The sequence below is a fragment of the Enterococcus sp. HMSC078F03 genome (assembly GCF_001811595.1).
Classification (GTDB): domain Bacteria; phylum Bacillota; class Bacilli; order Lactobacillales; family Enterococcaceae; genus Enterococcus; species Enterococcus faecalis.
In genome coordinates this window covers 4,733-27,651 of the sequence record NZ_KV805535.1, presented here as the reverse complement: position 1 = coordinate 27,651, position 22,919 = coordinate 4,733, and the positions used below count along the sequence as shown (strand labels likewise).

Here is a 22,919-nt window from a genome sequence, read left to right as displayed (position 1 = left end):
AACGCATTCAAGGAGGATGAGAAAGCATGACAGTATCGATTGGTATTATTTTGATTTTATGTCTTTACACAGTTGTTGGTGTACTTGACCAAATTTCTATTCAGATTGGTCCATATACACCATTGTTTGCTGCAACGTTTACTGGCCTAGTCTTAGGGGATGTTCAAACAGGTTTGATGATTGGGGCAACGCTTCAATTGATGACATTAGGTGTAGCGACTTATGGAGGAGCAACAGTCCCAGACTTTCTTTCAGGGGCCATTATGGGAACGGCTTATGCAATCATTTCAGGGAAAGGGGCAGAGTATGGTATCGGAGTTGCGGTTCCGATTGGGTTATTATTAACACAACTAGATATTTTAGGCAGAATGGCTAATACGTTTTTCCAACATAAAGCAGATCGCTATGCGGAAGAAGGAAATTATAAAGGGGTCGAGCGCTGCAATGTTTTAGGAATTTTTCCTTGGACGATTTCTCGTGTCATCCCAGTTTTTATTGGCCTAGCTTTTGGTGAACAAGTTGTAAACGCTATCAACAATTGGATTCCTATTTGGGTGATGAATGGGTTAAAAGCAGCAGGCGCTATTTTACCAGCGATGGGGATTGCTATTTTAATGCGTTACTTGCCAATTAAAACATACTGGCCTTATTTTATTATTGGGTTCGTGTTACTTGCTTATGGGGCCCAATTCTTCTCAGTTTTAGGTGTCGCACTGGTTGGCTTGGCTTTAGCAGCGATTTATGTGATGAATCATAACAAAGGCGGCGCAGCTACAACAAGTGGCACGGTTATTTACGAAGATGATGAGGAGGTTGAGATTGATGACTAACAAATTAACAAAAAAGGATATTAATAAAGTTTACGTCCGTAATCTTTTTGGCTATCAGTGGGGCTGGAACTATGAAAAAATGCAAGGACTTGGTTACGCTTGGGTGATGATGCCTGCATTAAAGCGACTATACAGTGAAGATCCAGTAGCTATGAAGAAAGCCTTGAAGACACATCTTGGCTTTATGAATACGACGCCAGCCATGTCACATTTAATTGTCGGAGCTGATATGGCTTTGGAAGAAGAAGTTGGCATTGAAGATGAAACGGCCATTACTGGTTTGAAAACAGGTCTAATGGGTCCGTTTGCTGGTGTTGGTGATACCATTTTTATCGCGATTTATCGTGCGATTGTTTTTTCGATTGCAGCTTACATGGCGCAAGGGGGCCAGGTTGTTGGGTTACTGATCCCGTTAATTGCCGGAGCAGTGGTCCTTTGGGTTCGCTATAAATTCACTTGGATTGGTTACCATCAAGGGAAAAAAATTGCGACAGAATTTGCGGATAAAATGAAATTGTTTACGCAAGGTGCAGCTATTTTAGGTTTAACGGTGGTCGGCGGTTTGATTCCTTCGGTAATTACTTACAAATTAGATTTAACTTATAAAATGGGAGATGTAACATTATCTGTTCAAGAAATGTTGGATAAAATTTTACCCGCATTAATTCCTTTAGGGATTGTTCTTTTATCCTATTGGTTACTAGGGAAAAAGAAAATGAATTCAACACGGCTAATCTTTGTTTTAATTTTAATTGGCATGGTTTTAGGCAATTTACAACCAATGTTGGCTTGGGTTGGCGGTTTATTTTAAAAAAATAGTATATAATAGGAGAGATTTATTATGACAATTGTACATGCAAGAGTAGATGAGCGTTTAATTCACGGACAAGTTGCAACTGTTTGGACAAATACGGTTGGCGCACAAAGAATCATGGTAGTAAATGATGCCGCGGTCAAAGATCAATTACAAATTGGTGCCTTAAAAATGGCTAAGCCTGCAGGAGTTAAATTATCCATTTTATCAAAACGTAAAGCGATTGAAAAAATTTTAGCAGGCAATTATGATGAAGAAAAAGTCTTTTTAATTACGAAAGACATTGCAGACATGGCGGCTTTAATTGATGGCGGTGTTCCGTTACAGAGCTTCAATGTCGGCAATATTTCTCAAAAAGAAGGCAGTCGAGCAATTAAAAAATCTGTTGCATTAACCGATGAAGATATTCAAACCGTTCGTCGTTTAACAGATAATGGGGTGACTATTACCGCACAGATGATCCCTTCTGAACCAAACGAAGCAATTTTAACTTTCATAAAATAGAAATGGAGATGAGAAGATGGAGCCAATCCGTTCAATCAGACAAAAATATAAGGACTTTTCCAAAGTAAATAAGAGAATCGCAGACTATATACTGAAGGATCCGACCCGTCTTCTCTCATTAACAGCAAACGAAATTGCTAGCAATAGCGAAACTTCTCCAGCGTCAGTTACCCGTTTTTCTAAACAATTAGGATTTGACAGCTGGGAAGAGTTAAAACTATCCATTGCAGCGGTACAAGCTGCCAGTAACGGTAAAAAAGATATTGATCCAATTGTAGCGGCAGATGATTCGGTGGATACTATTTGTATGAAAGTGGAATCTTTATTAAATGCTACGATTGAGGATTTGTTTTATACAGTGGATAAACAAGCCTTGGAACGAGCAATCGCGCATGTTAAAAAAGCGGAAAAAATTCATTTGGTTGGAATTGGTGCCTCTTCTTTAACGACTTATAATCTTTATCACAAGTTTAACCGCGCTGGTCGCCAAGCAATTTTTAATTATGATAGTCACATGATGTTGGAGTTTTTAAATTATGCAACGGCACAAGACATTTTGATCACGGTCTCCTATAGTGGTTTGACAAAAGAAGCCTTAATTGCCTGTGAAATTGCCAAAAATAGAGGCGCAACGGTTATTTTTATTACCAGTAACGATGGAGAAAACGTGCGATCATTGAGCGATGAAGTTCTTTTAGTCCCCAATAATGAGCACCTCATTCGAGTTGGGGCTATTTCATCGATTGCTTCGTCAATGGCAATTGGCGATGTTCTGTATTTAGGTTCAATTCAAGATGATTTAGACACAGAAATTGAACGTAATATGATTGAAACGAGTCAACTTGTCAGCCGTCTAAAAGAGAAGTAGGGGTGTGCAAGCAAATGAATTTAGAAGGATTAACGACAGAAGCCAGAAATGAAGCGACTAAAAAGATTGACCAAGTGTCAACATTAGAGATGGTGACTTTAATAAATCAAGAAGACCAAAAGGTAGCACAAGCAATTGAAAAGGTGCTTCCGCAGATTGCTGCAGCAATTGATGCAGCGGCAGAACGATTTAAAAAAGGGGGCCGTTTAATCTATTGTGGTGCAGGAACGTCTGGACGTTTAGGTGCTTTGGATGCGATTGAATTAACGCCCACATATAGTGTGTCGCCAGAACGCGCATTTGGTATTTTAGCTGGTGGTGAAAAAGCAATGTATCAAGCAATTGAAGGCGCTGAAGACTCGAAAGAATTAGCCATCGAAGATTTAACGCAACATCAATTGACCGCCCGAGATGTTGTAATTGCGATTGCTGCTAGTGGTCGGACACCATATGCCGTTTCTGCAATTGAATACGGAAAAAAAGTGGGCGCTCTAACCATCTCCGTGACCTGTAATAATCAAAGTCCGATGAATCAATTGGCGGAAATTGGGATTGCGCCAATTGTCGGACCGGAAGTCATTACAGGGTCAACTAGAATGAAAGCGGGTTCAGCACAGAAAATGGTGTTAAATATGTTTTCAACAGGGATTATGGTTAAAGTAGGGAATATCTATCAAAATTTGATGGTCAACGTACAACCAACGAACGAAAAATTAATGCAACGTGCCACGAATATCATTAAAGAAGCAGCAGAAATCGAGGAATCGCAAGCCAAAGAATATTTGGAGGCAGCGCAGCTAGAAGTGGCACCAGCTATTGTAATGGCGAAAGCCCACGTTGATTTTCAAAAAGCCAAACAACTATTAGCAGAACATGACGGACGGATTTCAGAAGTTTTAGCATAGAAGTGGTGAACAATGAATCAAATCGCAATTCAAGAAACAATTCAGAGACTGATTAATCAGCAAGTCGTTCCGGGTGTCGCTTGGGGGACGATCACAGAAGATAGCTTATCAGAACAGTATACGGGCTTTTTAGGTAATACTGGTCCATTTGCAAGACAAAAGGTTTCATCAGCTAGCCTGTATGATTTAGCGTCCTTAACGAAAGTTATTGGGACAACAAATCGAATGTTACAATTAATCGATACAAATCAGCTTGCTTTTTCAACCACTGTGGGAGAAATCCTACCTACTTATCAAGGACTATCTTGTTCGATAGGGGAGCTTCTACTGCATCAGAGCGGACTGCCAGCTGATGTTGCTGATAAGAAAAATGTCACAAAAAAAAGCTTGCAAGAAATCATTTTGACGCATTCGTTATCTGAACGAGGGAAAACCATTTATTCTGATTTAGGGTATTACTTATTGGGAGAAATTATTCAAGTATTGGATCGCTGCTCATTAGAAGAGAGTTTTCAAACATACGTATTTCAACCAATGAACCTACAGCATACAAGTTTTACGGTCAGCGATTTTGCCCAGGCAGTGCCCACAGAGATTACAAAACAACGCGGCGTTATTCAGGGAGTGGTCCACGATTCGAAAGCCTATCAACTGAAAGCGCCAATCGGCAGTGCAGGTTTATTTGCAACTTTACCAGATTTACTCACTTTTGTTCAGTGTTTTATGAACAATCGCTACCCGTCTGGCAAACCATTATTTTCTGAAAAAATGTTCGATGCTCTCTGGTCTATGAACCAAGGGGGACGTACATTTGGTTGGGAAGTGAAAAAGACGCAAGCTGGGGTAGACTATTTGTATCATACTGGCTTTACTGGAACGGCGATTGGTATGAAAAAAGAAACCAAAGAAGCCCTAATTTTGTTAACGAATCGGGTTCATCCCACTCGTGAAGAACGTGGCTTTTTAAAAGCACGAACAAAAATTTATCAGCAGTATTTTTAGGAGGAAATGATGAAACCAAAATTAATTTTAATGAGCCATGGACGGATGGCAGAAGAAACCTTAGCTTCTACTCAAATGATTGTCGGGGAATTAGCAGATGCTGCGATTGTGTCAATGACCGCAGAAGATGGCTTGAGCGGCACGCAAGCAAAACTGGCAGCAATCTTAAAAGAAGCTGGCAATGTCCCGACGCTTGTATTAGCTGATTTAAAAGGAGGAACACCTTGTAATGTGGCTATGATGGCCATGGGCACTTATCCGCAATTGCGAGTGGTCGCCGGACTTAATTTAGCAATGGCAATTGAAGCAGCCGTGTCACCTGTGGAAAATGTGGATGAATTAGCTGCATATTTAACGCAAATTGGCCAATCTGCGGTGACCACGATTGACTTACCTGAATTAACAGATGAAGAAGAATTTGAAGAATAGCAAAAAGGTGTTGTCTCAAAGACAACACCTTTTTTAAGAACCAGGGATATTCCGTGGTTCGTTTTTGGTTGTGACAAAGAAAAAGAACAGACTTAGTAAAATAACTAGGATGCCATCGTTAAACATCGGATTTACGAAGTTTAAAATAGCACTTAAGATAACTGGCACGGTAGCACAATACGTAATAATTTTTAAACAATCAATCAAACGTAAAGAATAAAAACGTAATTTTGAATAGAGAGATGCACCGATAGCGGCAATCAGTAAGTCTAAAACTAAACCGATTAGAACAGGGTAGATAGCCACTAAAAAGACAATGAGTTTTGTCCACCAGGGGATCGCTGCTTCACTTAGCGCAGTCTTGATACTCTGAGCGTTAACGCCATCTAAGGTTCCTTTACTATAGGGGAAGATAAATTGGTCGGTGCCTAGAATTGATTCAGTTGCGCCTGAATTTGGTAAGGCGACTACAAATTCATCTTGTAAAAAAGCTAAACCAAACGCATTACCAATTAAATCTTTTTGGACATCAGCGGCTGTACGCTTTCCATCTGGATCAAACGTAAAAATAATCGAGTCGGTTTGATAAATAAAGCCAGATTCTTTGGCCCTTGTTTGCAACGTGCCATTTTCAATAGAAAAGTCAGGCAACTTTTCTGCAATTTTTTGGCCATCTTGTTGCACCTCTTGTAGCACAGAAAAGACTTGTTTGGTAATAGGTAGTGCTAAAATAGCACTTAAAAAAACAGCATAGAGAATTACTTTCCAAAACGCCATTTTTTTCGCATGCCGTAATTCTGAAACTGAAAAAAAGGCCTGCTTAAATAATTGCAATGTATTCATTTATTTACTCCTCACATCGTTCTTCTACAGGTCATTCTAGCGAATTTATGAGGGAAACACAAGGTAATCTCCCTCTTTTGTAAAACTTTTCTTTTGGCAAGCAAACTATTTTGTAGAAAGCGGTTCACTCTGTTATCATAATAGTTGTATGAAAGACGTATGTTACATACTAAAAAATAGGGGGATTTAAAAAATGACTTACACATTACCAGAATTACCATATGCTTATGATGCATTAGAACCTTACATTGACGTGGAAACAATGCACTTACACCATGATAAACACCACAACACTTATGTGACTAACTTAAACGCAGCGATTGAAAAACATCCAGAATTAGGCGAAAAATCTGTAGAAGACTTAATTTCAGATATGAATACTATTCCTGAAGATATCCGCACAGCCGTTCGTAACAATGGTGGCGGCCACGCAAACCATACATTCTTCTGGGAAATTATGGCACCAAATGCTGGTGGTCAACCAACTGGCGCTATTAAAGAAGCAATCGATGAAACATTTGGTAGCTTTGATGAAATGAAAGCTGCTTTCAAAACAGCTGCAACTGGCCGCTTTGGTTCAGGTTGGGCTTGGTTAGTTGTGAATAACGGTAAATTAGAAATCACTTCAACACCAAACCAAGATTCACCATTAATGGATGGCCAAACACCTGTTTTAGGTCTTGACGTTTGGGAACATGCGTATTACTTAAAATATAAAAACGTTCGTCCAGATTACATTGAAGCATTCTGGAACGTTGTTAACTGGGATAAAGTAAACGAACTTTTTGTAGCAGCAAAATAAATTTGCCAATTGTGAAGGAAAGAGTCAAATGACGGCTGTCATTTGACTCTTTCCTTTTACAAATCCAGGGTCGAAATAGTTGTTCGTTTATGGCATACTAAAGTAAGTAGGGAAAGATAACGGATACATAAAGAAGGAGCTAAAAAAATGAATGTTATGATGCAAAAAGTACACGGGTCAGAAAATGATTTCTTTTTATTGGATGAGACACAGTTTGAGCGTTCTTTAACCGCTGAGGAAATTGAGCAATTGCGCATCCAGTTATGTTCGCGGGAAACAGGATTATTGGCGGGAGCAGATGGGTTACTTTTGGTAGGAGAAGGGACTCACGGCACGTCCAATGCTAGAATGCGAGTGATTAACAGCGATGGTAGTGAAGCAAGCATGTGCGGGAACGGCTTGCGTACGGTTGCCCGTTATTTAGCTGAAAAAAACCAAGAAAAATCATTTACAGTTGAAACAATGTTTGCAGATTTGAAAGTACGTCAAGCCCCCAATTTAGCTGAAGAAGTAGCGACTTACCAAGTGGAAATTTCGCCAGTAAGTTTTGAAGCAGTCACTATCCCAATGCATTTAGGGGTCCAAACATTAATTGATGAAATCGTACCAGCCTTATCTAACACCATTCGTTTTACAGCGGTAGCAGTGCCTAATCCGCACCTTGTAGCATTTGTGGATCACGAAACCTTAAATGGGCCAGAATTTGAACGAATCGCTACCTATGTAAATAATGAAAATCCATATTTTCCAGAAGGGATAAATGTGAGTTTTGTTGAAATTCTTGGCAAAAATCAACTATTTGTTCGAACGTATGAACGTGGTGTAGGTTTTACAAGTGCTTGTGGGACAGCTATGTGCGCAAGCAGTTTACTTTATACGTTATTGAAAGATGGTGTTTTTTATGAAGAAATAACCGTCAAAAATGCTGGAGGTATGGTGAAAACAGTCGTCCACGAAACGTCAGATGGCAGTTATTGGATGGAATTAATTGGGAATGCCACGATTACGCATTTGATTGAAGGATCACTGACTGATTTACTAAATGGTGCATTTGAGAAAATAACTATCACTGAAACGAATGAACAAAAACATTATCAAGAATTTCTGCAAACACTTTCTCAAAAATAACAATTGTTCCTTGATAAAGCGCTCTTTTATTTTACAATTGTGTTAAGTTCTTGTTCCAAAAAATAAAAAATATTGCTTGAATAAGCAAACTATGAGAAAATAAAGGGCATGAATTAAGAATTATTCTTAGATAAACGAGGAAGTGTCTTATGAAACTATGGAAAAAAGTAGTACTGGGCTTCTTGAGCGTCTTGCTAGTGGTAGTAGCTGGGGTATGTGCTTACGGGATTAAGATGTATTCAGATGCCAATTCAACAATTAATGGGATCTATCAATCAGTTAACCGTAAGTCCAATAAAGGAGCCACGGCCAATATTGATGCGCAAGAACCATTCTCTGTTCTTTTAATGGGGATTGACACAGGCGATTTAGGCCGAACAGAACAAGGTCGTTCAGATACTACAATGGTTGTAACCATCAACCCGAAAGAAAACAAGTCCACAATGATCAGTTTGGATAGAGATATTCTAACAGATATTGTTGGAAATGACACACAAGACAAATTGAACCATGCCTATGCATTTGGTGGCGCCGAAATGGCGATTAATACAGTCCAAGAATTACTGGATATTCCCATCCATCACTATGTATCCATCAATATGAAAGGGTTAAAAGACCTGATTGATGCGGTAGGCGGTATTGAAGTAGATAATACGATTGGTGAATTTACGTTGGACGGTATTACTGTTCCAGCAGGTAAAATCAAGTTAGATGGCACGACAGGTTTGGCTTATGCGCGGATGCGTCACGAAGATCCTGAAGGAGATGTGGGTCGTCAACGCCGCCAACGAGAAGTTGTTGAGAAAATCGTGCGCAAAGTCATGAGTTTTGATGGTGTTTCAAAATATCGAAAAATTCTTGATGCTGTTGAAGCCAACGTAAAAACAGACTTAACTTGGGATGATATGATGGACATCCAATCAAAATATTTGTCTGCCTTTAAAACAATTGACTCTGAACAATTACAAGGATACAGTGCAACTATTGATGATATTTATTATCAAGTCCTAGATCCAAATAGTTTATACAAAACACAAACAACACTTAGAAAACAACTTGGTTTAAAAGAACATGCTTCTGAACGTGAAAAAGATTTAGCCTTTTATAATCAGTTTAGCTATGCTGTTACAGATACTGCACTGATTGGTGAATCTGGTGATTCAAGTGCCAATAGCTCTACTAGTTCGAGTAGCACAGCGGACACCACAGCCGGTCAAACAGAATACAACGGCAATACGCAACAAGCAGCAGAAGGAGCCTATGATCCGAATACGTACGTTGACCCAAATACGTACACAGATCCAAACGCTTATGCTGATCCAAATACGTATGTGGATCCCAACGCACCACAATATTAATCTGTTAAACAAGCTCGAAAACTTCTATTTCTGATGGAAATAGAAGTTTTTTTCTTTTATTCTAGAAATTTTTTTCAGAAGGTGTTATAATTGGACTATACCAAAATAAACCGTAAGGAGCGTGTCAAAATGCAAATTATCCGTGTAGCAAATGCAGAAGAAGGCGGCAAAAAAGCGTTTGAATTAATTAAAGAAGGTATGAACAATGGTGCGAAAGTTTTAGGCTTAGCAACAGGTAGTACACCAGAAACATTATATAAAGAAATGACAGCAAGTGATGTCGACTTTACAGAAATGACTTCTGTAAACTTAGATGAATATGTTGGTTTAGGTGGCGAAGATGAGCAAAGTTACCGTTATTTCATGAACAAACACTTATTTGACAAAAAACCATTTAAAGAAACATTTGTACCAAATGGTAAAGCAGAAGATTTAGATGCTGCTTCCGCAGAATATGAAAAAATTATCGATACACATCCAGTAGATATCCAAATCTTAGGTATTGGTCAAAATGGACACATTGGTTTCAACGAACCAGGCACACCTCTAGATAGCTTAACACATGTCGTTGAGTTGACTGAATCAACAATCAACGCAAATAAACGTTATTTTGACAAAGTAGAAGATGTCCCAACACGTGCTGTTTCTATGGGGATTGGCTCAATCATGAAAGGTAAAAAAATGATTTTAATGGCTTATGGCGAAGCAAAAGCAGAGGCCATTAAAGGAATGATTGACGGACCAGTAACAACAGACATGCCAGCAAGTGCATTACAAAACCATCAAGATGTTGTTGTAATCATTGATGATGCAGCTGCAAGTAAATTATAATCGTTGATGAAAAAGGACTTGAAATATAAGGATTTTCTTATGTTTCAAGTCCTTTTTTTGTTATACTGGAAGTAATAGAAGAAGAGGTGAAAAGGATGTTACAGCTAACAATTCCAGAAATTATTTTACGGTTAGTCCTAGCGATGGTGATGGGTGGCGCAATTGGTTTTGAAAGACAATATAAGAATCGCCCAGCAGGGATGCGGACTCACATTTTAGTTTGTATGGGCGCGGCTATTATTGCGTTAATTCAGTCGCAAATTGCAATCAATGCATTGAAAGATGCGTTAGCTAATCCGGCTTTGACGGGGGTCATTCGTTCAGATCAAGCAAGGTTGATCGCACAAGTTGTAAGTGGAATCGGCTTTTTAGGTGCTGGAACCATCATTGTAACGAAACAAAGTGTCACAGGATTGACGACAGCCGCGTCACTATGGACCGTTGCTGGTTTAGGGATTGCGGTGGGCATGGGCTACTATACGATTGCCTTAACAAGTTTTATCGGTGTATTATTTGCCTTAACCATTGTCAAACGAATTATTCACGTACCAACAATCAAAAAATTAGAAATTCGCTATCAACATAAACAAGAAACCAAAGAATTTATTAATCAGTATTTTGAAGAAAAACATATTGAAATTTATGATGTGAACTTCAATGTTTCTTGGGTGGATGATACAAAAATCTATACGAATATCTATACTATTGATTTGCCTAAAGGCCTAACGTATGCCGATGTTATCGAAGATCTATCTGTTTCAAATAATGTAACAAAATTACGATTGATTAATGTGTAGAAACATCTATTTATAATTAATGACAAGAGGTCGGGACAGAACCGTTTAGCTCCGAGAAATAAGAAGAAATTTCCGAAAATTGCTCTATAATTTTTGGAGAATTTCGGCTTATTTCCGAAGGAGTTGGTTCTGTTCCCGCCGTTTATCAGTTTTGAGCGTGGAACAAAAATCCAAAGTGATTTTTGTCCCACGCTCTTTTCTTCTAGGACCTAGGACTGATTTTTTAAGTTTAATATTTCAAAAAGATTACAAAAGAGTTATGATTGTATTACGAGTTAGAAAGAAAGGTGATAAGTAAGATGAATAAAAAAAATAAATTTCTTAGTATTATTGTTGTTGTCGTTGTGATTATTGGTGCATTTGTGATGAAAGCTTATAATCAATTGATTACTTTAGATAATAAAGTCGAAGCAGAATGGTCACAAGTAGAGAATGTAATGCAAAGACGTGCTGATTTAATTCCGAATCTTGTCAGTAGTGTTCAAGGCAGTATGACTCAAGAAAAAGAAGTTTTAAAAGAAATAACGGAAGCACGTAAAGCATACGCAGGAGCAAAATCTTCTTCTGAAAAAGGGCAAGCAAATGAGCAAATTGAAAAAGGATTAGGTAATTTTGTTACAGTATTGAATGAAAATTACCCAAAGTTAGCTTCTTCTGAAAATGTCAAAACCTTAATGACTCAATTAGAAGGATCTGAAAATCGAATTTCTGTTGAACGCCGTAACTATATACAAGCTGTTGAAACATATAACCAACAGATTTCAAAATTCCCTGATAAAATAATTGCAAAACTTTTAGGATTTGAGAAGAAAACTAACTATGTTGCGACAGAGCAGGGAAAAGAAGTGCCACAAGTAAAATTTAAATAAAAAATTTATAGAAAATTTGGGTTAAAAAGAAAGAAGTGAGGAAGGTTGGATAAAAAAGTCGAAAAAATTCAAGAAAAAGTTCGTTTGTTTTATAAAAAGCATCAGCGGAATACAACGATTGTTGTGGTAATTAGTTTAAGTATGATTTTAATATTAGGAATGGCTGCTTGGCATGAAGGAAAGGGAATCTCCTATGAAGCAAAACAAACTGCACTGAGAGAGAAGCAACAAGTCTTACAAAAAAAGAGAGACGATATTTTAGCAGGGAAAATGACTGAAGCGTCAACCCAGACAACAATAAATAACTTTTCTAAACAAGAAATAACTGGTGAAAATGAATTAGTGACAATTACTGGAACGAATGGGCAGTTGAACATTAATGATGCTAATATCTATGTTTCAGATAATGCAGGTATTGTCTCAAATCAACTTAAACAGAAAATGTTTCAATTGAATCAACAATTGTTGAAAAATGCGAATGGCGCACAATTTATGCTTATTACCGTTCCTGCGTTACCTAGTGGGGAATCTGTTGAATCTTACAGCAATAAGATTGCTAATCAATTAGGTGTAGGGGATCGTGAAAAAAATAATGGTGTGGTTTTTCTAATGGCAATTGAGGATCGCGAGTCTCGCTTGGAAGTTGGATATGGCTTAGAGAGTATTTTAACGGATAGCTATGCGGATGATATTATTAATAATGAAGAAGTAAAAGAGGCTTTTAGAGACGAGGATTATAATACAGGTCTCAATAAAATTATTGATCAAGTATCGGCTGCAATCAATTCAAAAACCGCACAAGTGGATAATGAATTAACAAATATACAAACAGAGTTAAACACTAACACAACGAAAAGAAATGTTCTTTTAATGGCAAGTATTGCTGGGATGCTCATTTGTGCTGTTTATATTTTACAAATTTTAAGAACAAGAAAACTTGTTAAAAAAATGTATCAAGATTATTTGAATTGTTTACCAACAAAGGCTGTCCTAAATAACTCAGAACAGACAAAGAAAGTATTAAATAAGATGAAAAAGACTTCTTTTTATTGTTTATATCTTAATGGAGCAACGTTATTTGCCACAAAAGGGAAAATAAGACGTGCCACTAAGCGTGGTTCTTTACTAAGTATATATCCAAATGCAAAAAAACAATCTTTTGGGCGTTTATTAGTAGGAGATACTTTATATAGTTATGATGGTAGTGTTTTGACGTATGCTTATTTAAACTCACAATACAATCCGTCTAATCATAGTAGTTCTGGTAGCGGCAGTGGTGGTTCATTCGGTGGCGGCTCATTCGGCGGTGGCGGTGCCTCAGGAAGTTGGTAAAATAAAAAGCTAGAAACGTTAATCGTTTCTAGCTTTTTGCTATTTATCTAAACCGTAAAGATAGTCATCATCTTTCATGGCTTCAACTGTTCCTAGTAAATAGCCATTTCCTACTTGAGAGAAGAAGTCATGGTTGCTAGTTCCTGTCGAAATACCATTCATTACAATCGGGTTCACATCATTGGCTGTATCCGCAAATAAGGGATCCATACCTAAGTTCATTAAAGCTTTGTTGGCGTTGTAACGTAAAAAGGTTTTTACTTCTTCGGTCCAACCTAAGTCATCATATAATTCTTCTGTATAACGTTCTTCGTTTTCGTACAATTCGTAAAGTAAATTATACATCCAGTCTTTTAGTTTATCTTGCTCATCTTCTGGTAATTCATTAAATCCTAATTGGAATTTATAGCCAATATACGTGCCGTGCACTGATTCATCACGGATAATCAATTTAATAATTTCAGCGACGTTCGCTAGTTTATTGTTTCCTAAATAGTAAAGGGGAGTGTAGAACCCAGAATAGAATAAAAACGTTTCTAAAAATACACTAGCAATTTTTTTCTCTAACGGAGTGCCGTTTTTATAAATTTCGTTAATCCGTTCTGCTTTATATTGCAGATGTTTGTTGGTATTTGTCCACTCAAAAATATCATCAATCTCTTTTTTTGTATTTAATGTACTGAAGATAGAAGAATAACTTTTGGCATGGACAGATTCCATGAATTGGATGTTATTTAAGACGGCTTCTTCATGGGGCGTCCGCACATCATTTCTCAGTTGATCCATGCCGCTTTCTGATTGAACGGTATCTAATAAAGTTAAACCGCCAAAAACGTAGCCGACAGTAGTTTTTTCTAAATCGGAAAGAGTCCGCCAATCATCTAAGTCATTGGATAACGGAATCCGTGTATCTAACCAAAATTGTTCGGTTAATTTTTCCCAAGTGGATTTATCAATGACGTCTTCAATGGCGTTCCAGTTAATTGCTTCATAATACGTTGCCATGGTTATTCCTCCTGTATGCTGGGACAGCAGTCTGTTTGACTAGTTGTCTCGTTTCTTCGCTTAAAACGTTCTACAGAGTCCAAATAGGAGCGTGCAGCCGTTCTTCTTTGTCCAGTATATCTGAAAATGTCCTGTTTAAAAAGAGAACATTCCTAAAAAATAAGACGCTCAAGCAGAACGCCTTATTTAAGTGCTTTTCATTAAATCACGCAAGACTCACATTGATTGCTGCCAATTTCTTCAGCATCATCTGTAAATGTACGAATATAGTAAATTGATTTAATCCCTTTGTTGAACGCATAATGACGTAAAATGTTCAAGTCACGGGTTGTTTGTTTTGGTGTTTCTTTCCATTCATACAAGCCTTCAGGAATTTCTGAACGCATAAACAAGGTTAAACTCATTCCTTGATCAACGTGTTGTTGCGCTGTTGCGTAGACATCAATCACTTTACGCATATCCATGTCGTAAGCAGAAGTATAGTAAGGGATTGTATCGTTAGCTAAATAAGGCGCTGGATAGTAAATCTTACCAATTTTCTTCTCTTGACGTTCTTCAATCATGCGAGTAATTGGATGAATGCTGGCACTAGTATCATTAATATATGAAATTGAACCATTTGGCGCTACGGCTAAACGATTTTGATGATAAAGACCATCTTTTTTCACAGCATCGCGTAACGCAGCCCAATCTTCAGCCGTTGGAATCTGAATGTCTTTAAAAATTTCTTTCACTTTATCAAATTTTGGTGTAAAGTTGCCTTCAATATATTTATCGAAGTAAGCACCAGAAGCATAATCTGATTTTTCAAAATTGTGGAAGACTTGGTTACGTTCTTTCGCAATTTGGTTACTTTCCATTAAAGTCCAGTAATTTAATAACATGAAATAAATGTCTGTAAAGTCTAATGATTCTTCAGAGCCGTATTCCATATGATTTTTAGCGAAGAAGGTGTGTAAGCCCATTGCGCCTAGTCCGATTGTATGGCTTAAACGATTTCCATTTTGGATAGTTGGCACGACATCAATTTCAGAAGCATCTGTTACAAAAGTTAACGCACGCGTCATAGCGCGGACAGATTTTCCAAAGTCAGGACTTTCCATTAAATTAACAATATTAGTTGAACCTAAGTTACAACTAATATCTGTTCCTAAAACTTCATATTCTTGTTTCCCATTAATAACAGAAGGCGTTTGAACTTGAAGAATTTCAGAACATAAGTTACTCATGATAATCTTGCCATCAATCGGATTGTTTTTGTTAGCTGTATCAATATTGATGATATAAGGATAGCCAGATTCTTGTTGTAATTTAGAAATTTCATTTTCTAAGTCACGGGCTTTAATTTTACGTTTACGTATGTTTGGATTGGCCACTAGGTTATCATATTCTTTGGTGATATCTACATAGGAATAAGGCACACCATATTCACGTTCCACACTATAAGGACTAAATAAATACATATCTTCGTTGTTACGTGTTAATTCGTAAAATTTATCTGGAACAATAACACCAAGAGACAACGTTTTTACACGGATTTTTTCATCAGCGTTTTCTTTTTTAGCAGATAAGAACATTTCAATATCTGGATGGAAGACGTTTAGATAAACCACACCAGCACCTTGACGTTGACCTAGTTGGTTAGAGTAGCTAAAGCTATCTTCAAATAATTTCATAACAGGGACAACACCACTTGCTGCGCCATCATAACCTTTGATTGGTGCGCCCGCTTCACGTAAGTTTGAAAGAGTAATCCCTACGCCACCGCCGATTCGTGATAATTGAAGGGCAGAATTAATTGAACGCCCAATGCTATTCATATCATCTGTTACTTGAACTAAGAAACAAGAAACCAATTCACCTCGACGTTTACGCCCAGCGTTTAAGAAAGAAGGTGTGGCTGGTTGATACCGTTGATGGATCATTTCATCCGCCAATGTTAAAGCCAACTCTTCATCGCCATCCGCAAAATACAAGGCATTAAAGGCAACCCGATCTTCATATGTTTCTAAATACTCTGTTCCGGCGTTGTTCTTTAAAGCGTATTGAGAATAAAATTTATAAGCCGCCATGAAAGACTTGAATTGGAAATGTTGTTCATCTAAGAAAGCATATAATTTTTCAATAAAGTCCATTGAATATTTTTCGATGAATTCAGTTTCAATAAAATCTTCTTTCATTAAAAAGTTGATTTTTTCTTCAGCAGAGCTGAATTTACGTGTATTCGGTTCTACATTTTCTTTAAAGAAGGCCGCGAGTGCTTCTTTATCTTTATTTAAAGGGATTTGACCATCAACAGGACGGTTAATCTCGTTATTCAGTTTGAAATAGCTGACATCTTTAATTTCTTTTAGACTCAATTTCTTCCACTACTTTCTTAAAGGTCTCCACGTCTTCGTCTGTTCCGCTAAACTCAAAGGAGTATAGAAGCGGAACGTGATAATCGCGGGCAATATCTTTGGCGGTATAGACAAATAATTCAGCAAAATTACGGTTGCCCCCACCAGCTACACCAACTAACAGTTCTTGATTACTTTTATAATCAAGAAAGTCATTCACTACCTCTGTAATTTCTGCATCATAGGTAGGAATGACAAGAATAAAAGGCTCATTTATTTCAAAAAAAGGATTCGCTGGCTCAAGTTCATAAGCAGGCAAATCCAATTTTTTAATAAAGCGCCTTGTTTGACCGGTGACTGAAAAATAAACAAGTTTCATCTTAGCTAGCCAATTGTTTTAATTGGTCTGGACGGAAGCCAACAACGGTTGTTGCTTCAGATGTGATTACCGGTACGCTTTGGAACCCTTGTTCTTTTAACCAGTCGATAGCATCTGGTTGTGCGTCGATATTGATTTCTTCAAAAGCGATGTTATTTTCACTTAGGAAACGTTTCGCCATTTTACATTGGATACAGTTATTTTTTGAAAAGATTTTTACGTTCATTGAAAGTTCCTCCTCTTTTTTTCTACATAGACTAGTATAAATCTATGTAGAAAAAAGTCAACACTTTAACACTATATATTGTGGTGCGTTTTTCTCATAATACTAGTTTTTGTGTTTTTGAAAGAAAAATGAAAACACGTGAATCCTCGTTTTTGGGAGAAAAAACACATTGGTCAGTGTTTGACAAACAAAAAAATTAAAATTTTGAAAGAGAACATTTAGTGAAAAAACACTAAATATTGTGTTGACATTTGAGTTAGGCACAAGAAGAAAAAATAAGCGGATTTGTTATTGAATGAGTGGAATTTTACAGTAGCTAGTAACATAAAAAACAAGAGCTGACTTTTTTTCAAAAATGGTAACCTGAAAAAAGTGTCTCTATATAGAAGGAAAATAGAAGAAAACAGGAGATACATCCAGAAATTCATTGACTTTCCGTGTAAGCAAGCGTATTCTTTTAATTGAGAACGATTCTCATTTTCGTTTGAAACTTTTTCACATGGAGGGAAGTAAATGATTACGTTAGCGCAGGCAGAAGTTGGGAAAGTCTATACAGTCGAAAGCGTCCAAGCAGATGTTCAGACAAAGAAACATCTGAACAATTTAGGTGTCGTTGCAGGCCAAGCAGTTGTCCTTGTCAATTATCAGAATCAAAATGGTATTGTTTTATTACATAATAGTCGAATTGCGCTGACAGATACGATTTTACAAGCGATTCATGTGGAGGAGCGCTCGGCGAATGAGAAAGTTTGGGTCTCCTTAGATACCTTGAAAGTTGGAGAACGCGCTACAATAGTAGGGATCCACGGACAAGGAGCGGTGAAACGTCGGTTGATGGACATGGGCTTAACAAAAGGAACAGTAATTTTTATTCGTAAAGTAGCTCCTTTAGCCGATCCAATTGAAATCAATGTACGTGGTTACGAACTAACGTTACGAAAAAGTGAAGCGGAACTAATCTTGGTTGAGAAGGAGGAAAGCGAATGACTCAGCAAATTGCACTAGCTGGTAACCCTAATAGCGGTAAAACGACAACGTTCAATATGTTAACAGGAGCCAACCAATATGTTGGAAACTGGCCAGGGGTGACTGTGGAACGCAAAGAGGGGGTGGCAAAGAAAGATAAGACACTCATTATTCAAGATTTGCCAGGGATTTACTCTCTTTCTCCTTATACGCCTGAAGAAATTGTGGCACGAGATTATCTTTTGGAGGACCAACCTTCAGTGATTTTGAATATTCTCGATGTGACCAATTTGGAACGGAATCTTTATTTAACAACACAATTAATTGAAACCGGATTACCGGTTGTTTGTGCGTTAAACATGATGGATTTGTTGGAAAAAAACGGCCAAACATTGAATAGTGAAAAGTTAAGTTATGGCTTAGGCGTGCCTGTCGTTGAGATTAGTGCTTTGAAGAATCGTGGATTGGATCATGCTTTAAAACAAAGTAAGCAGCGAGCGAATGCCATAGAGACAGAGGTTATTTATCCTTCTTATGATAATCGCTTAGAAGCAGCACTTGCTGAAATTGTTGATATTTTAGGGAATACTGTTCCTGAAACGCAACAGCGTTGGTATAGTTTAAAACTTTTTGAACGAGATGTTCGAACCAAAGAGCAATTATTATTGAGTTCTTTTCAAGAAAAAGAAATTGAAGAAGTCATTCAAATTACTGAAAAAATCTTTCAAGATGAAAGTGAAGCCATTATCATCAATGAACGCTATGCCTTTATTGCTCGATTAATTGCTTTGTGTGCGACGAAAAAAACAGAAATGACATTTACTCACAGTGATAAGATTGATCGAGTGGTAACCAATCGGTGGTTTGCGTTGCCAATCTTTGCGTTTGTGATGTGGTTGGTCTATTACTTGTCTATTCAAACGGTTGGTACAATGGGGACAGACTGGTTAAACGATGTCTTTTTTGGGGAATGGGTTCCTCAATTTGTAGGAAATTGGTTGGCGCAATGGCAAGTAGCGCCATGGATGCAAAGTTTAATTTTAGATGGGATCATTGCAGGTGTTGGGGCTGTGTTAGGCTTTTTACCGCAACTGGCCGTCCTGTTTTTATGTTTAGGTTTTTTAGAAGATTGTGGCTATATGGCACGGATTGCCTTTGTCATGGATCGCTTGTTTCGGAAATTCGGCCTATCTGGTAAGTCGTTTATTCCAATGTTAATTGCGACAGGTTGTGGGGTCCCAGGCGTGATGGCTAGTCGAACGATTGAAAATGAACGTGATCGGCGAATGACTATTATGGTCACGACTTTTATGCCGTGTTCGGCGAAGTTGCCAATTATCGCTCTGATTGCAGGTGCATTTTTTCCTAACCAAAGTTGGGTTTCGCCCTCTGCTTATTTCTTAGGGGTTGCTTCCATTGTGTTATCAGGGATTGCTTTAAAAAAGACCAAGCATTTTTCGGGAGATCCAGCACCATTTATTATGGAACTTCCCGCCTATCATTTGCCACAGCTTAGAAGTGTGGTTCGACATGCCTATGAACGATGTCGCTCATTTGTAAAAAAAGCAGGAACGATTATTTTTGTTTCCAGTATTCTCATTTGGTTCATGTCACATTATTCTGTGACGTTTCAACCCGTTCCAGAAAGTCAAAGTATTCTAGCATTTCTAGGTAAAGGGTTGGCGGTGCTATTTATCCCATTAGGCTGGGGGAATTGGCAAGGGGCAGTTGCCACAATTACAGGATTGATAGCGAAAGAAAATATTATTGGTACCTTAGGCATTTTATTTGGCAATGTGAAAGATGTTTCTGAAAACGGGGTAGAAGTCTGGGGCGCACTGCAACACACTTTTACGCCAGTCGCGGCCTATTCGTTCTTAACTTTTAACTTATTATGTGCACCTTGTTTTGCTGCAATTGGCGCAATTCGTCGTGAAATGGGAGACCTTAAATGGACATTAGGAGCCATTGGTTATCAATGCGGTTTGGCTTATATGGTTAGTTTTGTGATTTATCAATTGGGCCATGTGTTAGTCGAAAAAGGTACACTAACTCTGGGGACTTTTTTAGCGATGGGCGTTGTTTTAGCTGGATTTTACTTCCTTATAAGAAAACCAAAGCCAGGCAAAGAAAGTGTCCAAGCAATCACTTCTTTAGAAAGAGGGTAATAACGGATGGCAACAATTATTTTATCCATTTTAATTTTTGGAACAGCAGGAATCATCACCTATCGACGAATCAAAAAAGGGCGAAGTTGTGAAGATTGTCAAACAGCTTGTCCTGTAAAAAAAGAACAATCTTCACAAGAATAACAACTGAAAAAAATTCCCTCTTGTATAAATAATAGCGGAGTGCTACAATATTGAGGTAGCTGAAAAGCCATTTTATACAACGGGGGCATAGCTCAGTTGGTTAGAGCATCTGACTCTTAACCAAATGCTCTGCTTGTGAAAAAAGATTTATAAAGCTTTATAAATAGGTTTTTAGTTTGTGAATTTTTCATTGGCAATATATTGCCAACAAATTGCCAACGAAAAAAAGTCTAAAAACAAGAAACGATACCACAAAGATATTGTTTCTTGTTTTTTTATTCTTTAAATCCAAATGCGTTTTCTAACGCTTCTGCTGCACGATCTTTTACTCCTGCGGTTAAATGCGTATATAAATTAGCAGTTGTCGAATATGATGCATGTCCAAGCCATTCTTGAATGGATTTCATATTCTGTCCACTATCTAACATTATTGAAGCATTAGAATGACGCAAGTCATGAAAGCGAATTTTTTTCAATCCATTTTTCTTAATCAACTTACTCAAACGATGTGTTACATATTGAGGTTTCATCAACCGTCCATCTTCCATAGTAAATACGTACTCATTATCTTCTAAAATATAATCATCTCCTAAGAGAATACGATTATCTTGTTGCCATTTAGCTTGATTTACTAATGCTCGTTCAATCGTTTCAACCAAAGGCAACGTACGATAGCTGGAAGAGTTCTTTGTTTGATCTTTCTTTATTAACTGGGACATATTCTCTGGATTTTCTATGATTACATGGTTTATCACGATTTTTTTGTTAAAAAAATCAATAGCAGACCATTTTAATCCTAAAACTTCACTTCTTCGCAATCCATAAAATGCTGTTAAAAGAACTACTAAATAGAGCTTTTCTTCTGACAAAATATCAAGTAATTTCAAGATCTCGTGTTGATTATAAACTTGAGAAACAAATTGTTTCTTTTTTGGCTTTCTTACTTTATCTGCTACATTTGTACTTATCAATTCTGTAATAACAGCCTCTTGAAGAGCTTTGCGTATAAATGCGTGATAATGAATGACCGTATTAGCTGTACAGTCATCATTTAACATATATTGGTAAAAATCTTGTAAATGATAAGGCTTTAACCTATTTAGTTTAATTTTTTTAGGATAGAAAAACTTGTAAATTCGATTATGGACATAATGCTTATACCCAACATATGTGTTAAATGCTACTTGTTTTTTTGATACTTCTAAATAATTAAGCAAATAGTCATAAAACAATAAATCTGGATTAGCACATTCACATTCCATAGCTAATTGACTTTCCAATTCTAGTAAAAATTCATCTCTAATTTTTTCTGCTCGTTTTTTATTTCCTTTCTTTTTTAATTTTGTATCTTTCCACTTTTGTCTAATTTTTCCGTTAGAGTCTTTATAAGATACAATTACTTGTAATGTTCCTCTTTTCTCAATTATGTTTGCTCTTAATTTCAATTCAATCTCTCCTCTTAAACTGAAATATCGGCAAAAATTTTGACTATTCTATTATAGCATGATTTTTACCTTCATCTTGTATTTTTAATATATACTCAATGACAACTTTTTTAGGTATTTTGTACCTTGCTCCAATTTTTATATTTTCTATTGATTTATCTTTCAGCAAATTATAAGCTTTATTTTTTCCAATATTTAACATTTTAGTTAAATCAGTAATTTTCAATATCGAGGGATAACTTTCAAATATTTTTTCATAATCTTGAAAATCCATAAAATTCACTCCTACATTCTGATAATAAGTATTGCACTTTTTTATTTTAGGTGTTAGAATAACAAAGTATTAATTTGGGCTGTTAGCTCAGTTGGTAGAGCAGATGACTCTTAATCATCGGGTCGCGGGTTCGAGCCCCTCACAGCCCATTGGGTGCCAAACCCTTAAATACAGTGTAAACGTTGGTGCTTAGCATTTAGAAAACGTATATACTGTATTTTTTTGTTTTAAAAAAAGACTGTAGTACCCCGCTTTTTTACTAAAAGCCCACTGTAGTCATTGATATTTTTGATAAGAAAGGAACATAATTATGAGTAATGAAATTGCTAATATAACAATAATCCGAGAAACTTTACAAAACTATACTGCAAATGAAATCTCTAAACATACAGGATTAAATTTGAGTACTATAAAAAACTAAAAAGTGGAGAACGTTTAATAGAAAAACTAAATTTACATGATGCTATTTGTCTCACTGAATTTGGTTTTAAAAATAATAGAAAAAGTGTTGAAATCAACATATGGAAGTAATTCTTAATCAGCTGCTTTTGTCAAAAGCACATAGGAATTTCACCTCTCTCCAAGTTTACGGAGAGCCTTACGGAAGTATCATTATTCCAAATTCAAATCATCACTTTTTATTGACTATAAAAATTATTTT

The 22,919-nt window shown here is 37.0% G+C and carries 24 protein-coding genes, 1 tRNA gene and 1 pseudogene; 19 read left to right on the top strand and 7 right to left on the bottom strand.

What is annotated here, in order from left to right; genetic code table 11:
- Positions 1-26 precede the first annotated feature (26 nt).
- From HMPREF2810_RS01945 to HMPREF2810_RS01915, 7 genes are read left to right on the top strand one after another with little or no spacing between them, the layout of a single operon-like run.
- Positions 27-830: a PTS mannose/fructose/sorbose/N-acetylgalactosamine transporter subunit IIC gene (locus HMPREF2810_RS01945; protein ID WP_002358431.1), complete on the top strand. Its 804-nt coding sequence runs from the start codon at positions 27-29 to the stop codon at positions 828-830.
- Positions 823-1,641, top strand: coding sequence for a PTS system mannose/fructose/sorbose family transporter subunit IID (locus tag HMPREF2810_RS01940; RefSeq protein ID WP_002355336.1), 819 nt, complete (start codon positions 823-825; stop codon positions 1,639-1,641). The genes HMPREF2810_RS01945 and HMPREF2810_RS01940 overlap by 8 nt, the downstream gene beginning before the upstream one ends.
- A 30-nt stretch (positions 1,642-1,671) precedes the next feature.
- A complete protein-coding gene (locus HMPREF2810_RS01935) occupies positions 1,672-2,148 on the top strand; it encodes a PTS sugar transporter subunit IIB (protein ID WP_002355337.1) in 477 nt (158 codons plus the stop codon).
- A 16-nt stretch (positions 2,149-2,164) separates the two neighbouring features.
- Entirely contained in the window at positions 2,165-3,016 is an 852-nt protein-coding gene (locus HMPREF2810_RS01930) for a MurR/RpiR family transcriptional regulator (RefSeq protein WP_002355339.1), read from the top strand.
- Positions 3,017-3,030: 14 nt separating this feature from the next.
- Entirely contained in the window at positions 3,031-3,921 is an 891-nt protein-coding gene (gene murQ / locus HMPREF2810_RS01925; protein WP_002361198.1) for an N-acetylmuramic acid 6-phosphate etherase, read from the top strand.
- Positions 3,922-3,933: 12 nt separating this feature from the next.
- Positions 3,934-4,923, top strand: coding sequence for a serine hydrolase domain-containing protein (locus tag HMPREF2810_RS01920; RefSeq protein ID WP_002383703.1), 990 nt, complete (start codon positions 3,934-3,936; stop codon positions 4,921-4,923).
- Between the two features lie 9 nt (positions 4,924-4,932).
- Positions 4,933-5,352: a PTS sugar transporter subunit IIA gene (locus HMPREF2810_RS01915; RefSeq protein ID WP_002363016.1), complete on the top strand. Its 420-nt coding sequence runs from the start codon at positions 4,933-4,935 to the stop codon at positions 5,350-5,352.
- Between the two features lie 33 nt (positions 5,353-5,385).
- Here HMPREF2810_RS01915 and HMPREF2810_RS01910 read toward each other — a convergent pair whose 3' ends face one another.
- Positions 5,386-6,195 (bottom strand): DUF1189 domain-containing protein, encoded by an 810-nt coding sequence (locus HMPREF2810_RS01910; RefSeq protein WP_002383704.1) that lies wholly within the window; start codon positions 6,193-6,195, stop codon positions 5,386-5,388.
- A 193-nt stretch (positions 6,196-6,388) separates the two neighbouring features.
- Here HMPREF2810_RS01910 and HMPREF2810_RS01905 point away from each other — a divergent pair, with 193 nt between their 5' ends.
- The 7 genes from HMPREF2810_RS01905 (at position 6,389) to HMPREF2810_RS01870 (ending at position 13,312) form a co-directional block, all read left to right on the top strand.
- A complete protein-coding gene (locus HMPREF2810_RS01905; RefSeq protein WP_002383705.1) occupies positions 6,389-6,997 on the top strand; it encodes a superoxide dismutase in 609 nt (202 codons plus the stop codon).
- A gap of 147 nt (positions 6,998-7,144) precedes the next feature.
- Positions 7,145-8,125, top strand: coding sequence for a diaminopimelate epimerase (gene dapF, locus HMPREF2810_RS01900; protein WP_002361202.1), 981 nt, complete (start codon positions 7,145-7,147; stop codon positions 8,123-8,125).
- A gap of 149 nt (positions 8,126-8,274) precedes the next feature.
- Positions 8,275-9,483, top strand: coding sequence for an LCP family glycopolymer transferase (locus HMPREF2810_RS01895; protein ID WP_002383706.1), 1,209 nt, complete (start codon positions 8,275-8,277; stop codon positions 9,481-9,483).
- A 129-nt stretch (positions 9,484-9,612) separates the two neighbouring features.
- A complete protein-coding gene (gene nagB, locus HMPREF2810_RS01890) occupies positions 9,613-10,314 on the top strand; it encodes a glucosamine-6-phosphate deaminase (protein ID WP_002383707.1) in 702 nt (233 codons plus the stop codon).
- 95 nt (positions 10,315-10,409) lie between these two features.
- Positions 10,410-11,111: an MgtC/SapB family protein gene (locus HMPREF2810_RS01885; RefSeq protein ID WP_002355354.1), complete on the top strand. Its 702-nt coding sequence runs from the start codon at positions 10,410-10,412 to the stop codon at positions 11,109-11,111.
- Positions 11,112-11,410: 299 nt separating this feature from the next.
- On the top strand, positions 11,411-11,980 hold the full coding sequence (locus tag HMPREF2810_RS01875; protein ID WP_002383709.1) for a LemA family protein: 570 nt from the start codon (positions 11,411-11,413) through the stop codon (positions 11,978-11,980).
- Between the two features lie 45 nt (positions 11,981-12,025).
- Complete coding sequence (locus tag HMPREF2810_RS01870; RefSeq protein WP_002383710.1) at positions 12,026-13,312, top strand: TPM domain-containing protein; 1,287 nt, start codon at positions 12,026-12,028, stop codon at positions 13,310-13,312.
- A gap of 39 nt (positions 13,313-13,351) precedes the next feature.
- On the opposite strand, the gene nrdF is transcribed toward HMPREF2810_RS01870, so the two are convergent.
- From nrdF to HMPREF2810_RS01850, 4 genes are all read right to left on the bottom strand, one after another.
- Positions 13,352-14,317 (bottom strand): class 1b ribonucleoside-diphosphate reductase subunit beta, encoded by a 966-nt coding sequence (nrdF, locus tag HMPREF2810_RS01865; protein WP_002355357.1) that lies wholly within the window; start codon positions 14,315-14,317, stop codon positions 13,352-13,354.
- 200 nt (positions 14,318-14,517) lie between these two features.
- Positions 14,518-16,677, bottom strand: coding sequence for a class 1b ribonucleoside-diphosphate reductase subunit alpha (gene nrdE / locus HMPREF2810_RS01860; protein WP_002355358.1), 2,160 nt, complete (start codon positions 16,675-16,677; stop codon positions 14,518-14,520).
- The gene (gene nrdI / locus HMPREF2810_RS01855; protein WP_002355359.1) at positions 16,658-17,035 is read right to left on the bottom strand and encodes a class Ib ribonucleoside-diphosphate reductase assembly flavoprotein NrdI; all 378 of its coding nucleotides are present in this window, start codon (positions 17,033-17,035) and stop codon (positions 16,658-16,660) included. Before nrdI ends, nrdE begins: the two co-directional genes overlap by 20 nt.
- A 1-nt stretch (position 17,036) precedes the next feature.
- Positions 17,037-17,261, bottom strand: coding sequence for a redoxin NrdH (locus HMPREF2810_RS01850; protein WP_002355360.1), 225 nt, complete (start codon positions 17,259-17,261; stop codon positions 17,037-17,039).
- Positions 17,262-17,774: 513 nt separating this feature from the next.
- Between HMPREF2810_RS01850 and HMPREF2810_RS01845 the strand changes: the two genes are divergently transcribed.
- From HMPREF2810_RS01845 to HMPREF2810_RS01835, 3 genes are read left to right on the top strand one after another with little or no spacing between them, the layout of a single operon-like run.
- Positions 17,775-18,248, top strand: coding sequence for a ferrous iron transport protein A (locus tag HMPREF2810_RS01845; protein ID WP_002355361.1), 474 nt, complete (start codon positions 17,775-17,777; stop codon positions 18,246-18,248).
- The gene (feoB, locus tag HMPREF2810_RS01840) at positions 18,245-20,395 is read left to right on the top strand and encodes a ferrous iron transport protein B (RefSeq protein WP_002383712.1); all 2,151 of its coding nucleotides are present in this window, start codon (positions 18,245-18,247) and stop codon (positions 20,393-20,395) included. The genes HMPREF2810_RS01845 and feoB overlap by 4 nt, the downstream gene beginning before the upstream one ends.
- Before the next feature lie 6 nt (positions 20,396-20,401).
- Complete coding sequence (locus HMPREF2810_RS01835; RefSeq protein ID WP_002383714.1) at positions 20,402-20,539, top strand: hypothetical protein; 138 nt, start codon at positions 20,402-20,404, stop codon at positions 20,537-20,539.
- A 275-nt stretch (positions 20,540-20,814) separates the two neighbouring features.
- Here HMPREF2810_RS01835 and HMPREF2810_RS01830 read toward each other — a convergent pair whose 3' ends face one another.
- Both HMPREF2810_RS01830 and HMPREF2810_RS01825 read right to left on the bottom strand, forming a co-directional pair.
- Positions 20,815-21,984, bottom strand: coding sequence for a tyrosine-type recombinase/integrase (locus HMPREF2810_RS01830; RefSeq protein ID WP_002383715.1), 1,170 nt, complete (start codon positions 21,982-21,984; stop codon positions 20,815-20,817).
- Between the two features lie 43 nt (positions 21,985-22,027).
- Positions 22,028-22,258 carry a helix-turn-helix domain-containing protein gene (locus HMPREF2810_RS01825; RefSeq protein ID WP_002383716.1) on the bottom strand — a complete coding sequence of 77 codons (231 nt, stop codon included), beginning with the start codon at positions 22,256-22,258 and terminating at the stop codon, positions 22,028-22,030.
- 76 nt (positions 22,259-22,334) lie between these two features.
- Here HMPREF2810_RS01825 and HMPREF2810_RS01820 point away from each other — a divergent pair.
- A tRNA-Lys gene (locus HMPREF2810_RS01820) sits at positions 22,335-22,407 on the top strand.
- Between the two features lie 161 nt (positions 22,408-22,568).
- Positions 22,569-22,789 (top strand): annotated as a pseudogene (locus tag HMPREF2810_RS15955) (hypothetical protein).
- The last annotated feature ends 130 nt before the right edge of the window (positions 22,790-22,919 follow it).

What these genes read in the sequence shown, in the direction of transcription:
- HMPREF2810_RS01945 (WP_002358431.1), top strand. Translation starts at nt 27, where the DNA reads ATGACAGTATCGATTGGTATTATTTTGATTTTATGTCTTTACACAGTT.
- HMPREF2810_RS01940 (WP_002355336.1), top strand. Translation starts at nt 823, where the DNA reads ATGACTAACAAATTAACAAAAAAGGATATTAATAAAGTTTACGTCCGT.
- HMPREF2810_RS01935 (WP_002355337.1), top strand. Translation starts at nt 1,672, where the DNA reads ATGACAATTGTACATGCAAGAGTAGATGAGCGTTTAATTCACGGACAA.
- HMPREF2810_RS01930 (WP_002355339.1), top strand. Translation starts at nt 2,165, where the DNA reads ATGGAGCCAATCCGTTCAATCAGACAAAAATATAAGGACTTTTCCAAA.
- murQ (WP_002361198.1), top strand. Translation starts at nt 3,031, where the DNA reads ATGAATTTAGAAGGATTAACGACAGAAGCCAGAAATGAAGCGACTAAA.
- HMPREF2810_RS01920 (WP_002383703.1), top strand. Translation starts at nt 3,934, where the DNA reads ATGAATCAAATCGCAATTCAAGAAACAATTCAGAGACTGATTAATCAG.
- HMPREF2810_RS01915 (WP_002363016.1), top strand. Translation starts at nt 4,933, where the DNA reads ATGAAACCAAAATTAATTTTAATGAGCCATGGACGGATGGCAGAAGAA.
- HMPREF2810_RS01910 (WP_002383704.1), bottom strand. Translation starts at nt 6,195, where the DNA reads ATGAATACATTGCAATTATTTAAGCAGGCCTTTTTTTCAGTTTCAGAA.
- HMPREF2810_RS01905 (WP_002383705.1), top strand. Translation starts at nt 6,389, where the DNA reads ATGACTTACACATTACCAGAATTACCATATGCTTATGATGCATTAGAA.
- dapF (WP_002361202.1), top strand. Translation starts at nt 7,145, where the DNA reads ATGAATGTTATGATGCAAAAAGTACACGGGTCAGAAAATGATTTCTTT.
- HMPREF2810_RS01895 (WP_002383706.1), top strand. Translation starts at nt 8,275, where the DNA reads ATGAAACTATGGAAAAAAGTAGTACTGGGCTTCTTGAGCGTCTTGCTA.
- nagB (WP_002383707.1), top strand. Translation starts at nt 9,613, where the DNA reads ATGCAAATTATCCGTGTAGCAAATGCAGAAGAAGGCGGCAAAAAAGCG.
- HMPREF2810_RS01885 (WP_002355354.1), top strand. Translation starts at nt 10,410, where the DNA reads ATGTTACAGCTAACAATTCCAGAAATTATTTTACGGTTAGTCCTAGCG.
- HMPREF2810_RS01875 (WP_002383709.1), top strand. Translation starts at nt 11,411, where the DNA reads ATGAATAAAAAAAATAAATTTCTTAGTATTATTGTTGTTGTCGTTGTG.
- nrdF (WP_002355357.1), bottom strand. Translation starts at nt 14,317, where the DNA reads ATGGCAACGTATTATGAAGCAATTAACTGGAACGCCATTGAAGACGTC.
- nrdI (WP_002355359.1), bottom strand. Translation starts at nt 17,035, where the DNA reads ATGAAACTTGTTTATTTTTCAGTCACCGGTCAAACAAGGCGCTTTATT.
- HMPREF2810_RS01850 (WP_002355360.1), bottom strand. Translation starts at nt 17,261, where the DNA reads ATGAACGTAAAAATCTTTTCAAAAAATAACTGTATCCAATGTAAAATG.
- HMPREF2810_RS01845 (WP_002355361.1), top strand. Translation starts at nt 17,775, where the DNA reads ATGATTACGTTAGCGCAGGCAGAAGTTGGGAAAGTCTATACAGTCGAA.
- feoB (WP_002383712.1), top strand. Translation starts at nt 18,245, where the DNA reads ATGACTCAGCAAATTGCACTAGCTGGTAACCCTAATAGCGGTAAAACG.
- HMPREF2810_RS01835 (WP_002383714.1), top strand. Translation starts at nt 20,402, where the DNA reads ATGGCAACAATTATTTTATCCATTTTAATTTTTGGAACAGCAGGAATC.
- HMPREF2810_RS01825 (WP_002383716.1), bottom strand. Translation starts at nt 22,258, where the DNA reads ATGGATTTTCAAGATTATGAAAAAATATTTGAAAGTTATCCCTCGATA.